A 13200-nucleotide genomic window follows, 5' to 3' on the forward strand; every position below is an offset into this window, starting at 1 on the left:
GAGGGAGCTCGCATGAAGACCGTGCTGGTGGCCAGTTCCAAGGGGGGCGTGGGCAAGACGACCATCGCCACCCATCTCGCCGCGCAGTCGGCGCTAGAAGGCTTGCGCACCGCGCTGGTCGACGCCGATCCGCAGGCTTCTTCCACGCGCTGGGCGCAACGGCGCGCGCTGCTGGAAAGCGCGGTGCTGCCGCTGGACGGCACGCGCCGCAAGGCCTGGCGCAAGGGCCTGCCCGACGACACCCAGCGGGTGGTGATCGATGCCCCGGCCGGCGCGATGGCCGAAGACCTGGAATCCTTCCTTGAAGTCGCCGACGCGGTGATCGTGCCGGTACAGCCCTCGACCCTGGACATCGAGGCCACGGTGCCGTTCCTGGACACCCTGGCCAAGCACCCGCGGGTGCGCCGCGGGCAGCTGCGCGTGGGCCTGGTCGGCAACAAGCTCAAGCCCTGGACCAACGCCTCCCAGCAGGCGGTCGAGCTGCTCGGCGAATGGCCGTATCCGGTGGTGGGGCAGCTGCGCGACAGCCAGGCCTATGTGGTGATGACCGCGCTGGGCAAGAGCCTGTTCGACTACCACTCGGCGCAGATCCGCGATCACCAGGCCGACTGGCAGCCGCTGCTGAAGTGGCTGAAGAAGTAAGCGCGGTCGCCTGCGCAGCGTGCGTGGCGAGGATCGACACCGCAAACCCGCCATGCGCCGTGGCGTTCACGCCACCGGCGCGAGCGCACGGCTACCTTTCTGCGTCGCCGACAGGCATCCTCCTTTCCAAGCGTCGCGCCCACGCGCGCCGCGCACCCCTTCCTACTCAGCGGCCTAATCCATGCGCGAACTGATCCTGCTCCGCCACGCCCATGCCGAGCCGGCCGCCAACGGCCAGGCCGATCTCGACCGTCCGCTGTCGGCCGAGGGGCTGGCCGAAGCCGAGGCCGCCGGCCGCTGGCTGGCCGAGAACAAGCTGGTGCCCGACTGCGTGCTGTGCTCGCCTTCGCGCCGCACCCGCGAAACCCTGGAGGCGGTGCTGGCGGCGATCGGCTACGTCGACCAGCGCATCGAGCCGTCGATCTACGAAGCCACGCCGGGCACCCTGATCGCCCTGGCCGATACGCACGTGGACGCCGAGCGGCTGATGCTGGTCGGCCACAACCCCGGCCTGGAACGCCTGGCCGCGCTGCTGCACAGCGGCCAGTCCGGCGACTACCGCGGCATGCCGCCGGGCGGCGTCGCGGTGCTGAGCGTGCCGGCCGACACCAGCCTGGAGCCGGGCGTCGCCCAGCTCAGCGCCTTTTGGTGGCCGTGAGGCCGCAGCGACCTAGAGCCGCACGCTCCCTCGCCGCGCTCGGCTTGCTGGTCTGCTCGCTGGCCTGCGGGCTCGCGTGCGCGCCCGTCGCCGCGCAGGTGCCGGCCGCCGCGACGGCGTCGTCGGGCTTCGATCCGTTCTACACCCGTTTCGGTTTCGAGCTGCGCACGCGCTGGGGCCAGAAAGTCGAAGGCACGTTCCCCAGTTACGAGGGCGAGGTCGCCGTGCTGCCCGACGGCCGCCATCAGGTGCGCATCGCGCTGGCCACCGGCGCGGTCAAGGTCGGCGATTCCAAGCGCTACACCGAACTCGCGCGCGGCCGGCGCTTCTTCGATTCCGCGCGCTACCCGCGCATCGAATTCCTGTCCGAGCCGCACCCTGCCGACTTGGTCCACATAGGCGGTAAGCTGCGCGGCCGTCTTACTCTGCACGGCGTCAGCCGGATGGAAACCTTCGTGCTCGCGCCCTCGACCTGCTCACGCCCCGGCAAGGATTGCGACGTGCTCGCCTACGGCAGCGTGAGCCGCGACGACTACGGCCTGGACGGCTGGAACCTGGCCCTGGGCGACCGCGTGCGCTTCACGATGCGCGTGCGCACGCTCAAGGACCTGGGCGAGGGCGCGACGCCGTGAAATCCTGGCAACGCATCGCCATCGCCGCGCTGGCGCTGAGCCTGTCGGCCTGCGCCGGGCTGTCGCGCGCGCAGCGCGATCAGGCCACCCAGATCGTGGTGGCCGCGCGCTCCACCCAGATCGACTGCGCGGCGCCCAACGCCTGCGCGCAGCCCTCGCCCTTGCGCGACCTGGCCGCGCAGGCGCTGGCCGAATCGGCGCCCGACGCGCCGCGCCATTACGCCCTGATCCTCGACCACGGCCAGGACGCCCTGCTCGCGCGCGTCAACCTGATCCGCAGCGCGACCACCGCGATCGATCTGCAGACCTACATCTACGACGAGGACGACGCCGGCCGGCTGGTGCTGGACGAACTGGTCGCGGCCGCGCGCCGCGGCGTGCGCGTGCGCCTGCTGCTGGACCAACTGGCCGCGCTCAAGCACATCGAAACCCTGGCCGCGCTGTCCGGCGCGCACGCGAATTTCGAAGTGCGCCTGTACAACCCGGTGCTCAAGCGCGCGCGCATCACTTATCCGCAGTACCTGTTGGCCGCGGCCTGCTGCTGGCGCCGCCTCAACCAGCGCATGCACACCAAGCTGCTGCTGGTGGACGGCGCGGTCGGCATCACCGGCGGGCGCAACTACCAGGACGACTATTACGACTGGGACGACGAGTACAACTTCCGCGATCGCGACTTGCTGGTGGCCGGCCCGACCGCGCAGGTGATGGACCAGGACTTCGTGCGCTTCTGGGACGACCGCCGCAGCGTGCCGGTGGAGCGGCTCAAGGACGTGGGCACGTTCCTGATCCGCGGCGGCGTGCCCACGCTGGCGCCGGCCCAGTTCGAACGCCCGGCGCGCGCGCAGGCCATGCGCCGCGACGCCGGCGACGCCGAGCTGGTGCGCCAGCGCCTGGTCGCGCGCGCGCTGCCGGTGGGCGAGGTGCGCTACATCGCCGACTCGCCGGAGAAGCACCGCGGTAACGGCATCGACGGCGCCCAGGCTTCGGATTCGCTGCGCGGGCTGATCGAATCGGCGCAGCGCGAGGTGCTGCTGCAAACGCCGTACCTGGTGCTGTCCGACGCCGCGCAGGATCTGTTCCGCGAACTGCGCAAACGCCCTGAGCCGCCGCGCGTGATCGTGTCCACCAACAGCCTCGCCGCGACCGACGCCTTCATCGCCTACGCGCTGTCGTACAAGTACAAGCGCCGCTACCTGCGCGAGTTCGGTTTCGACATCTACGAATACAAGCCGTTCCCGGCCGACGCGCCGATCGACATCGCCGCCACCGGCGCGCGCCTGCCCGATCTGGGCCTGGACGATCTGCCGCCGCAGCCCGATCCCGAGCAACTGCGCCGCGAGCGCCCCGACCGCTCCAGCGTGGTCTCGCGCACCCAGTACCGCACGCCGCTGTCGCGCGAGTACGCGGCCATGCGCTACGCGCGCCGGCGTTCCAACGAACCGGTGCCGCTCAAGCGCGCCGGCGTACGCATCGGCATGCACGCCAAGTCGATGGTGATCGACGAGCGCATCGGCGTGGTCGGCACGCACAACTTCGATCCGCGCGGCGACCGCTACAACACCGAGAGCGCGGTGGTGATCGACGACGCCGAATTCGCCGCCGAGCTGGCCGCCAGCATCCGCCGCGACATCGCGCCGGCCAATTCGTGGGTGATCGCGCGCCGCGACAAGCCGCCGGTGTTCTCGGGCCTGGAGTATTCGATCACCAAGATCTCCGAACACCTGCCGCTGTTCGACCTGTGGCCGGTGCGCTACGCGACCAGCTACGAATTCGTGCCCGGGCCGAACTGCCCGCACCCGCTGTACCGCAATCAGCCGGGCTTCCGCGCCTGCTACCGCCCGGTCGGCGACTTCCCCGAGGTCAGCCTGGGGCCCAAGCGCCTGATCACGCGCATGTTCACCGCGTTCGGGGCGGGGTTGGCGCCGATTTTGTAAGCGCGGGCGTCGCGGCTGGCGGCGCTGAGAGCAAAAGCGAATCCCCGCGAGCCCCCCTTTTTCAAAAGGGGGAGCCAAGCCTGTCCGCCGCTTTTTAGAGCGCGCCGCGACTGGACCAACTTCTCCTGCCACCGCCGCCGCCCTTACCCGAAGCCGATTCCCCCCTTTGAAAAAGGGGGGTCAGGGGGGATTTGCCTTTGCTTTTAGCCTCCAGCCCCCCCTCCAGCCCCGTCACATCCCCCGGCATAGGTCGTCAGTCATGGGCAACCCAATGCAACCACCGGCCCGCAAACCTCATCTCTATCAACAAGTTCCAGTGTTGCAGGCCCCGCCCAAACAGTAGGTCTTCGGTGGGGTGACTTCCGGCATATGGAACAAGAGATCAGGTGTTGTACTCTACCAACACACCGAAGCACTATCACTCCCCCACCGACCCAGGACACCGCCATGAACGTCTCCAAGCTCTTCGACCGCAACGCCGCTTCCTCGAACGCCCCGGCCCGTACGGCCCCGGTCGCTCCCGCCCGCCACGTCCACCGCGAACGCGACTTCGGCGTCGGCTACGGCAACAGCAGCGGTTACGCCAGCAGCCGTCGCTACACCAACGACTGGGCGCAGCCCCGCTTCCGCTTCGCGTAAGTCCCGGTGACGTCTTGGTCGAGTGTCGGTCCGCTTCCTAGTGCCGCGACCGGCGTACTGCGCCCCTCTCCTCGCAGTGCGCCGGTCCAACGGCCCAGCCCGCCGACGGCAAGCCCCAACCGCACCACCCCACCCCCTAAACGCAGGGCAGCCGCGATTCCAGGCTAAGGAATCCCCGGCGCACCCTGCGTTCTTTTTTTGGGCCACCGCCGCGCCTGGGCTATCGTGACGGCATGAGCGCCGCCGACCGCCCCGTGTTCCGCAAACCCAGCACCCTCGAGCAGCTCAACGCCAGCTCGCGCAACACCGCGATGGAGCCGCTGGGCATCGTCTTTACCGAAATCGGTCCCGACTACCTGCGCGCGACCATGCCGGTCGACGCCCGCACCCATCAGCCCTACGGCCTGCTGCACGGCGGCGCCTCGGTGCTGCTGGCCGAAACCCTGGGCAGCTCCGCCGGCATGATGGCGGTGGGCGAGGGCCAGGGCGTGGTCGGCATCGAGATCAACGCCAACCACCTGCGCGGCGTGCGCGAGGGCACGGTCACCGGCACCGCGCGGCCGCTGCACGTGGGCGGCCGCACCCAGGTCTGGGAGATCCGGATCGAGGACGAAGCCGCGCGCCTGGTCTGCATCTCGCGCCTGACCGTGGCGGTGATCGCGATCTGAACCTGCGCCAGCGGCGATCCGCGCGCCGCGCTCGCCACGCCCTCGGCGCTTCGGTATCGTGCACAGGATGAATGCGCCGTCTCCCCACGCCGGCGCGGCCGCGCGCCCTGGCGCGTCGTCCGCGCGCGCGCTGCGTTACCTATTGCGTGTGCCGCTGCTGACGTGGCACCTGCTGATCGACCTGCCGCTGGTGTTGCTGGTGATGAACCCGTTGACCGCGGGCATCCGGGTCGGAGACGAGCGCCTGGAACACCGCGCGATCCGCGCCTGGTCGGCCGGTTTGATGCGCATCTTCGGTTTCCGCCTGAGCCGGGTCGGCACGCCGCTGCCGGGCGCGGCGATGTTCGTCGCCAACCACGTCAGCTGGATCGACATCGAGGCGCTGCACAGCCAGCGCATGATGGGCTTCGTCGCCAAGCGCGAAATCTCCGGCTGGCCGGTGGTGGGTTGGCTGGCCGCGCGCGGCGAGACCATCTTCCATCACCGCGGCAGCACCGAATCGCTGGGCGGCGTGCTGCACGAGATGCTGGCGCGCCTACGCGCGGGCCGTTCGGTGGGCGTGTTCCCCGAAGGCGGCACCCGCGGCGGCGGCGAGATCGGCCCCTTCCATGCGCGCATCTTCCTGGCCGCGGTCGAGGCCGGCGTGCCGGTGCAGCCGGTCGCGCTGTGCTACGGCGAGGGCGGCAGCGCCCAGGCCGTGGTCGCGTTCCAGCACCGCGAGAGTTTCTTCGCCAACTTCGTGCGCCTGCTCGGCGAGCCCTCGCGCAGCGCCACGATCCACTTCCTGCAGCCGATCCTGCCCGGCGAGACCGACGGCCGCCGCCGCATCGCCGACCTCGCGCGCCAGCGCATCGTCGAAGCGATGGAGCGTTGAACGTCGGGCGCGCCGATCCTTAGGATGGACGCGCATGCCGCCATGGGCCGCCCGCCGATGCTGACCGCCGCCGACTACCGTCCGCCGCGCTGGTTGCGCAACGCGCACCTGCAGTCGGTGCTGGGCTCCAGTCCGCTGCGCCGCCGCCGCGCCGAACGCCGCCTGGCCGAGCTGGGCGCGACCACCACCGCGCACCTGATCGACGGCGGCGACGGCGTGCGCCTGCAGGGCCTGCACAGCGTCGTGCCCGGCGCCGAACCGCGCGGTCTGGTGCTGCTGCTGCACGGCTGGGAAGGCAGCGCCGATTCCAACTACATGCGCATGACCGCGGCGCAGTTGCTCGGCCGCGGCTTCGAGGTGTTCCGGCTCAACTTCCGCGATCACGGCGACACCCACCACCTCAACGAAGGCCTGTTCCACTCCAACCGCATCGGCGAAGTGCTGCACGCGGCCTGCGACGTCGCCCGCCGCTTTCCGCGCCGGCCGATGTCGGTGGCCGGCTACTCGCTGGGCGGCAACTTCGCCCTGCGCCTGGCCCTGCAGGCGCCCGAGGCCGGCCTGCCGCTGACCCACGCCGCGGCGGTCTGCCCGGTGCTGGATCCGGCGCGGACCATGGATTCGATGGAGCAGGGACTGCCGCTGTACCTGTGGTACTTCGAGCGCAAATGGCGCGGCTCGCTGGCGCGCAAGCGCGAGCTGTTCCCGCAGTTCCACGATTTCGACGACCGCACCCTGGGCCTGCGCATGCGCCCGCTGACCCAGTGGATGGTCGAGCGCCACACCGACTACGGCACCCTGGACCGCTACTTCGAAGGCTATTCGGTCGCCGCCGACCGGCTCTCGCGGCTGCAGGTGCCGGTCAGCATCCTGATGGCCGAGGACGACCCGGTGATCCCGGTCGAAGGCTTCCGCGCGCTCAAGCTGCCGCCCAACGCCCGCCTGGAGATCGCGCCCTGGGGCGGGCATTGCGGATTTTTGGAGAGCGCGCGCCTGGACGGGTTCGCCGAGCGCTGGATCGCGGACTGCCTGGAGGCGGCCGCGTCGGCCTGAGGCGCTGCGCAGCGGCCGCCGGCTCCTGATGTTCCCTTCTCCCGTGGGAGAAGGTGGCGCGCAGCGCCGGATGAGGGTTCGGGGCGAGGCGGGAGCGATGCGCCCGAGTCGGACCCTCACCCCAACCCCTCTCCCATTGGGAGAGGGGCTCGATACGCGGAAGTTTCAGCCGGTGCGCTCGCGGCTGGCAGCCCATACGCCGCCCCTCACCCCGCTACAATGCGGGTTTGGCCTGAAGTCGCGAATCCCATGTACGAGACCACCCTCGATGCCCTGCGCCGCGGCGCGGCGGCAGAGGCACTGTCCGCCGCCCAGGAACTGGTGGCGGCGCAGCCGCAAGACCCGCACGCGCACCGTTTGCATGCCGCTGCGCTGCGCTCCAATGGCCACAACGACGCCGCCATCGCCGCGATCGACCGGGCCATCTCGATCGCGCCGGAAGACGCCAACCTGCACCTGGAGCGCGCCGGCCTGCTGTTGGACGGCCGTCAGCTCGACCAGGCCCAGGCCGCGCTCGCGCAGGCGATCGGCCTGGACCCGAACCAGTTCCCGGCTTACATCGTGCAATCGCAGCTGGCGGTATCGCGCGGCGATCTCGACGAGGCCGAACGCCTGATCCGCACCGCCGCGCGCATCGCCCCGGACCACCCGCAGGTGGCCGCGGTCGAAGGCAGCCTGCTGCTGCGTCGCGGCAACGTCGACGCGGCGCTGTCCATGCTCAGCAGCGCCGCCGAGCGCTCGCCCGACGAACCGCAGCTGCGCTACGCGCTGGGTTTCGCCTACCTCGCCAAGGGCCATCACGCCTTCGCCGAGCAGGCCTTCCGCGGCCTGCTGGAACGCAGCTCCTCGCCGTCGCCGTCGTTGCGCGTGCTGATCGTCGAACTGCTGCGCCGCCAGGGCCGCGTGACCGAAGCCGCCGACGAGCTGACGGCGTTGGCCGACGCCGATCCCAGCCCGGGCATGCAGCGTTGGCTGGGCGAGATCGAACTGGAAGCCGGCCGCACCGACAGCGCCCTGCCGCGCCTGCGCGCCGCGCTGGCCGCCGAGCCGCGCGACCGCCGCACTCTGTCGGCGCTGATCGAAGCCTGGCGCCGCCTCGAGGACGCCGACGACGCGCGCGCGACGCTGGAAGCGGCGCTGGCCACCCACCCGCAGAGCGACGACCTGTGGCGCGCGCGCCTGCTGTTCGAAGCCTTCGCCGGCGACGAGGCGCGCGTCATCGTCGAGCGCTGGATGGCGGCCATGCCCGGCCATATTCCGGCGCTGGAAGCGCGCGCCACCATCCACGACCATGCCGGCGAACGCGAACAGGCCGACGCCATCGCCCACCGCATCGTCGAACTCAATCCCGGCGACACGCGGTCGGAATTGCGCATCATCGACAGCCTGATGCAGTCCGATCCCGACGCCGCGGTCACGCGCGTGGAAAGCCTGCTCGCGCGCGCGCCCGACGAACAGGTCCGGATGACCCTGCGCCACCTGCTGGGCCGCACCCTCGACAACGCCGGCCAGCCCGGCGCCGCCGCCGCGACCTGGGCCGAGCTGCAGGCCGAAGCCGCCCCCCAGCGCCTGCCGCTGCCGCCGGTGACCACGCCGCGCACCAACTGGCCGGACCTGTCGCCGCTGCCGGACAACGCGCCGGGCGTGCTGCTGCTGTGGGGCCCGCCGGGCTCGCTGGTCGAGCGCATCGCGCTGAACTTCGACCTGACCGGCGGCCCGCTGCGCGCCGACCGCTTCGGTTCCAATCCGCCCAACGATCCGCTGCAGCGCTACGGCACCGCCGAGGCGCTGATCGAAGGCTCGATGGACCCGGCCTATCTGATCAACCTGTGGCGCGCCGCGCTGCCGACGCGCGGCATCAACGACGGCGCGATCTTCGACTGGCTGCTGTGGTGGGACAACGCGCTGCTGATGGCGCTGCGCCCGCACCTGCCCGAAGCGGTGCTGATGGTGGTGCTGCGCGATCCGCGCGACATGCTGCTGGATTGGCTGGCCTACGGCTCGCCGGCGCCGTTCAGGCTGGACTCGCCGGAAGCCGGCGCGCGCTGGATGGCGATGGTGCTCAACCAGATCGCTGCGCTGCACGAGCAAGACCTGTTCCCGCACCGCCTGATCAAGCTCGACGCGATCTCGCAGGATGCGCAGGGCATGGCCGACGCGATCGCGCAGGCGCTGGAGATCACCATCGCGCCGATGCCGCCGGAGGCCGTGGGCGCGCAGCGTTTCCCGTCCGGCCACTGGCGCGCGTTCGCCGAGCCGCTGGCCGAGGCGTTCGCGGTGCTGACGCCGGTGGCCAAGCGTCTGGGCTATCCCGAGGCCTGAGTTTCACCGTTTTACGGACGCGGGATGTTCGCATCCCGCGTCGGGTCGCCGGAGAGGGCTCCGGCGGCTGCAGGCGAGGCGAAGATATTGAGTTGCATCTTCCTCGACGCCAATCCGTTCGGCCACAGCTCGATCCATCTGGGCTCGCTGTACTAGGGCCTGGTCGCCGACACCGGCAAGACCTTCAAGCATTTGCGCCGCACGCGCCATACCCATCACCCGGTCGACGACGCCAAAGGCAATGCCGAGGCGCTGCTGAGCATGAAGGCGGACATGGGCCTGCGCATCGTCCTGGTGTAATTTGTCGGCATCGATCGATGCCGTGACGCGCGCGCATCGGCGCGGTTCTCGTCAGGAGGCGACATGCGTATCCACAGCGACAGTTTCGAGCGCGGCCAACGGCTGGACGCGCAGTTCGCCGCCGGCCAGCCCACGGCCGACGGCTACGGCTTCGCGCCCAACCGCAATCCGCATCTGGCCTGGAGCGAGGTGCCCGCGGCGACGCGCTCGTTCGCGCTGCTGTGCATCGACCCCGACGTGCCCACCGTGGCCGAGATGGTCGGCCGCGACGACGTGCAAATTCCGGTCGAGCAGCCGCGCGCGGACTTCTGCCATTGGGCGATGGCCGACCTGCCGGCCGAGCTGCGCGAGATCGCGGCCGGCAGCTGCAGCGACGGCGTGGTCGCGCACGGCAAGGCCGATCCGGCCGGACCCGGCGGCGCGCGCCAGGGCCTGAACGACTACACCGGCTGGTTCGCGGGCAACGCCGACATGGCCGGCGACTGGCGCGGCTACGACGGCCCGTTCCCGCCGCCCAACGACCTGCGCCTGCATCGCTATTTCTTCCGCGTGTTCGCGCTCGACGTCGAACGCCTCGACCTGCCCCAGCGCTTCGGCGCCGCCGACGTGCTGCGCGCGATGCACGGCCACGTCCTGGCCGAGGCCGCCACCTACGGCACTTACAGCCTGAATCCGGCGGTAAAGTAAGCGCCGCGACCGCCGGGGAGCGGTGCGTGGTTCGGATGCATCCCGTCGACCCGTCTGCGGTCGACGGAACTTGGTTATGGGTCGGCCGATAGGGGGAGCTATGGACGAACACAATCCTTACAGCGCATCCAGCGCTGCGATCGCTGCGTCGCCGGAAAAGCTGGACATCCAGTCCACCGGCAAGTGGCGGCGTTTTTTCAACTGGCTGATCGACATCGTCGCGATCATGGTGCTGACCTTCCTGATCGCGTTCGCCGCGGCGGTGGTCGGCGGCGACGCCGTCGGCATCTGGATCGAGCAGATGGATCAGCTGACCGAGTCGGCGATCAGCTACGCACTGTTTGCGCTGTATTACGTCTTCATGGAAGGCGCGTTCGGCTTCACCATCGGCAAGCTGATCACCAACACGCGCGTGGTCGACGAGTACGGGCGCCCGCCGGGCTTCGTGCGCGCGCTGTGGCGCACGCTGGCGCGGTTCATTCCGTTCGAGCCGCTGTCGCTGCTGTTCGGCGACGAGCGCGGCTGGCACGACTCCCTGCCGCGCACCTACGTGATCGACCGCCCGCGCAACGGCGCGCCCGCGGGCCGGGTGCGGCATTCGATCAGCGGCCAGTTCGGCGAGCAGGTGCTGCCGCAGTCCAAGCCGGTGGTGGACCCCGCGCCCTGATGCCGTTTCCCCGGCAGGCGCGCTGCGTGCGTCGCTGACGCGACAGAAGCGCTCTGGGGTAGGAGCGGCGTAAGCCGCGACCCGGAGTGCGCGCGGCCGCGCAAACGCGCGACAACGGCTGGATCGCGGCCGCGGCTTACGCCGCTCCTACCCCAAAGCAGATGTCGCCTGGGCTTACTTCGACGTCAGCTCCGACTCGACCACCATGTCGAGCACGTACGCCACCGACGAGGCGTCGGCCGGCGGGTTCTTGATGTCGTACTTCTTCACCCGGATCACGTTGCGCACGCCCGGCTCGTGGGTGTAACCCTCGATGTCCTGGTACAGCGGCTGCCAGGCGGCGTCGGTCTTGATCGCCACGCCGTTGGCCTCGTAGCGGCGCTCGCGCACCTGCAGGCACTGCATGTTCGGGATCAGCGGATGCGAGCAGGCCGCGCGCTGCGGCGCGACCTCGAAGAACACCGTCGTGCCCGCGCCGCCGTAGCGCGTGGCCGGCGTCGGCACGCCCTCGAAGCTGAGCCGGTCGCCGTTGGCGGCGGTGAGTTGCAGGCGCGGCGCATCGGCGCCGCCTTCGATCCGCGCCGGCAGCGCGCCGCGCAGGCGCTCGCCGACGGCGCTGTCCAGATCCATCAGGCGCTTGTCCTCGCAGGCCATCAGGGTCGATGCGAGATCGCCGAAGCTCAGCGTGCCGGCGTCGTGCGTATAGCTGCCGCCGGCGCCGTTGCAGCCGCCGCTGATGCTCACGCGCTTGCCGTTGAAATCCAGCTGCAGCGGGCGCTGCGTGCTGGGCGTCAGCACCGCGACCGGCTGGCCGCTCTTGTCCTGCGCGCCGATCAGGCGCCAGTGGTAGGCGTCCAGGCGAACGTCGGTCTGGGCGGCGTCGGTTTTGCCGGTGGCGGCATCGGTGCCGGCACCGGTGGGCGCGGTGTTGGACGCGCAAGCGGCCAGGGCCAGAACGAGCAGGGCGGGGGCGAGGGTCTTCATGATTCGGTCTTCCATTGCGAGTAACGAGCCGATACCAACGCATCGGCGTGGTGCGCGGGGTTGCGCCTGTTCATGATCGTTCAGGCGCCGCATAGGAAGAGTGAACGACGCGCTAAGTCCCGTCCGTCAGCTGCCCGACGGCATCAGCAGCAGCAAGGCCGCGCCCAACGCGAAGCGGTAATACGCGAACGCGGTGAAGCGATGGCTCTGGATGTAGTGCAGCAGCCACTTCACCGCCACGAACGCGGTCACCGCCGAGGCCGCGAACGCGACCGCCAGCGCGGTCCAGTCCTCGTTGGCCGCCGCCGGCGTGCCGATCACGTCCAGCAATTCGTAAGCGGTGGCCGCGAACATGGTGGGGATGCCGACCAGGAACGCGAACTCGGTCGCCGCCGCGCGGTTGGTGGTGCCGGCCAGCAGGGCGACGAAGATGGTCGCGCCCGAGCGCGAGGTGCCCGGGAACACGCCGGCGATCACCTGCGCCACGCCAACCAGGATCGCCACCGTCCAGGTGATGCTGCTGCGCTCGCCCAACGCGAGCGCGCGCTTGGCCGCATAGTGCTCGGCCACCAGCATCCAGATGCCGCCCAGCACCAGCGCCCAGGCGATCGGCAGCACCTTGTCGGGCAGCTCGAAGCCCAGCTTCTTGACCACGATGCCCAGCACCGCGGTCACGCCGAAGGCGACGCCGAGCTTGAGCAGGTAGTCGAAATTGTTCTGTTGCCGGACCACGCGCTGCGCGGCCAGGTCCATGCCGTAGGTTTCGACGTCGCGGGCCAGGGCTGCGCGGTTGCGCGGTAGGAAACCGGTCGCCAGCTGCCACAGCCGCTGCCGGTAGATCAGCACCACCGCCAGGATCGCGCCGGCCTGGATCGAGATGTTGAACAGGTCCGAACGATGGCCCAGCCAGTGCTGTGCGATCAGCAGGTGCCCGGTGCTGGAAATCGGCAGGAATTCGGTGATGCCTTCGATGATGCCTAACAGCAGCGCGGCGAGCAGATCGGTCATTGAGTGGGGAGACGTGCGGAAGCGGGAGGAGGGCGCTGCGAACAGCAGGACGACAGGACGAAATCGCCAGGACAGCAGGACGAAAACCGCGTCAGGATATCCTAAAGCGCCAATGACCCAAATTGGTGCATGCGC

At 70.2% G+C, this 13200-nt stretch carries 13 protein-coding genes; 11 read left to right on the forward strand and 2 right to left on the reverse strand.

The genetic code is table 11. The annotated features are described in order from the left end of the window. Positions 1-12 precede the first annotated feature (12 nt). The 11 genes from LVB77_RS02145 to LVB77_RS02195 all read left to right on the forward strand — a co-directional run bounded on the left by LVB77_RS02145 (position 13) and on the right by LVB77_RS02195 (position 11073). Positions 13-642 carry a ParA family protein gene (locus LVB77_RS02145; RefSeq protein ID WP_232908582.1) on the forward strand — a complete coding sequence of 210 codons (630 nt, stop codon included), beginning with the start codon at positions 13-15 and terminating at the stop codon, positions 640-642. Between the two features lie 181 nt (positions 643-823). Further along, a complete protein-coding gene (locus LVB77_RS02150) occupies positions 824-1300 on the forward strand; it encodes a histidine phosphatase family protein (RefSeq protein ID WP_232908583.1) in 477 nt (158 codons plus the stop codon). Positions 1301-1344: 44 nt separating this feature from the next. After that, complete coding sequence (locus tag LVB77_RS02155) at positions 1345-1932, forward strand: YceI family protein (RefSeq protein WP_232908584.1); 588 nt, start codon at positions 1345-1347, stop codon at positions 1930-1932. After that, positions 1929-3866: a phospholipase D family protein gene (locus LVB77_RS02160; RefSeq protein WP_232908585.1), complete on the forward strand. Its 1938-nt coding sequence runs from the start codon at positions 1929-1931 to the stop codon at positions 3864-3866. The genes LVB77_RS02155 and LVB77_RS02160 overlap by 4 nt, the downstream gene beginning before the upstream one ends. A 447-nt stretch (positions 3867-4313) precedes the next feature. Then, positions 4314-4505 carry a hypothetical protein gene (locus tag LVB77_RS02165; RefSeq protein ID WP_232908586.1) on the forward strand — a complete coding sequence of 64 codons (192 nt, stop codon included), beginning with the start codon at positions 4314-4316 and terminating at the stop codon, positions 4503-4505. A gap of 233 nt (positions 4506-4738) precedes the next feature. Next, the gene (locus LVB77_RS02170; RefSeq protein WP_232908587.1) at positions 4739-5173 is read left to right on the forward strand and encodes a hotdog fold thioesterase; all 435 of its coding nucleotides are present in this window, start codon (positions 4739-4741) and stop codon (positions 5171-5173) included. A gap of 67 nt (positions 5174-5240) precedes the next feature. Then, positions 5241-6047 carry a lysophospholipid acyltransferase family protein gene (locus tag LVB77_RS02175; RefSeq protein WP_232908588.1) on the forward strand — a complete coding sequence of 269 codons (807 nt, stop codon included), beginning with the start codon at positions 5241-5243 and terminating at the stop codon, positions 6045-6047. A 60-nt stretch (positions 6048-6107) separates the two neighbouring features. Continuing rightward, positions 6108-7097, forward strand: coding sequence for an alpha/beta fold hydrolase (locus tag LVB77_RS02180; RefSeq protein WP_232910429.1), 990 nt, complete (start codon positions 6108-6110; stop codon positions 7095-7097). A gap of 249 nt (positions 7098-7346) precedes the next feature. Continuing rightward, positions 7347-9419 carry a tetratricopeptide repeat protein gene (locus tag LVB77_RS02185; RefSeq protein ID WP_232908589.1) on the forward strand — a complete coding sequence of 691 codons (2073 nt, stop codon included), beginning with the start codon at positions 7347-7349 and terminating at the stop codon, positions 9417-9419. A 363-nt stretch (positions 9420-9782) separates the two neighbouring features. Beyond that, entirely contained in the window at positions 9783-10406 is a 624-nt protein-coding gene (locus LVB77_RS02190; protein WP_232908590.1) for a YbhB/YbcL family Raf kinase inhibitor-like protein, read from the forward strand. Positions 10407-10506: 100 nt separating this feature from the next. Next, positions 10507-11073 carry an RDD family protein gene (locus LVB77_RS02195; protein WP_232908591.1) on the forward strand — a complete coding sequence of 189 codons (567 nt, stop codon included), beginning with the start codon at positions 10507-10509 and terminating at the stop codon, positions 11071-11073. Between the two features lie 174 nt (positions 11074-11247). On the opposite strand, the gene LVB77_RS02200 is transcribed toward LVB77_RS02195, so the two are convergent. Together LVB77_RS02200 and LVB77_RS02205 are read right to left on the reverse strand one after the other, a co-directional pair. Beyond that, entirely contained in the window at positions 11248-12057 is an 810-nt protein-coding gene (locus LVB77_RS02200; RefSeq protein WP_232908592.1) for an META and DUF4377 domain-containing protein, read from the reverse strand. Between the two features lie 126 nt (positions 12058-12183). Further along, on the reverse strand, positions 12184-13065 hold the full coding sequence (locus tag LVB77_RS02205; RefSeq protein ID WP_232908593.1) for an undecaprenyl-diphosphate phosphatase: 882 nt from the start codon (positions 13063-13065) through the stop codon (positions 12184-12186). Positions 13066-13200 lie beyond the last annotated feature (135 nt).

The organism is Lysobacter sp. 5GHs7-4 (assembly GCF_021284765.1).
In the GTDB taxonomy this organism is placed as follows: Bacteria; Pseudomonadota; Gammaproteobacteria; order Xanthomonadales; family Xanthomonadaceae; genus Lysobacter.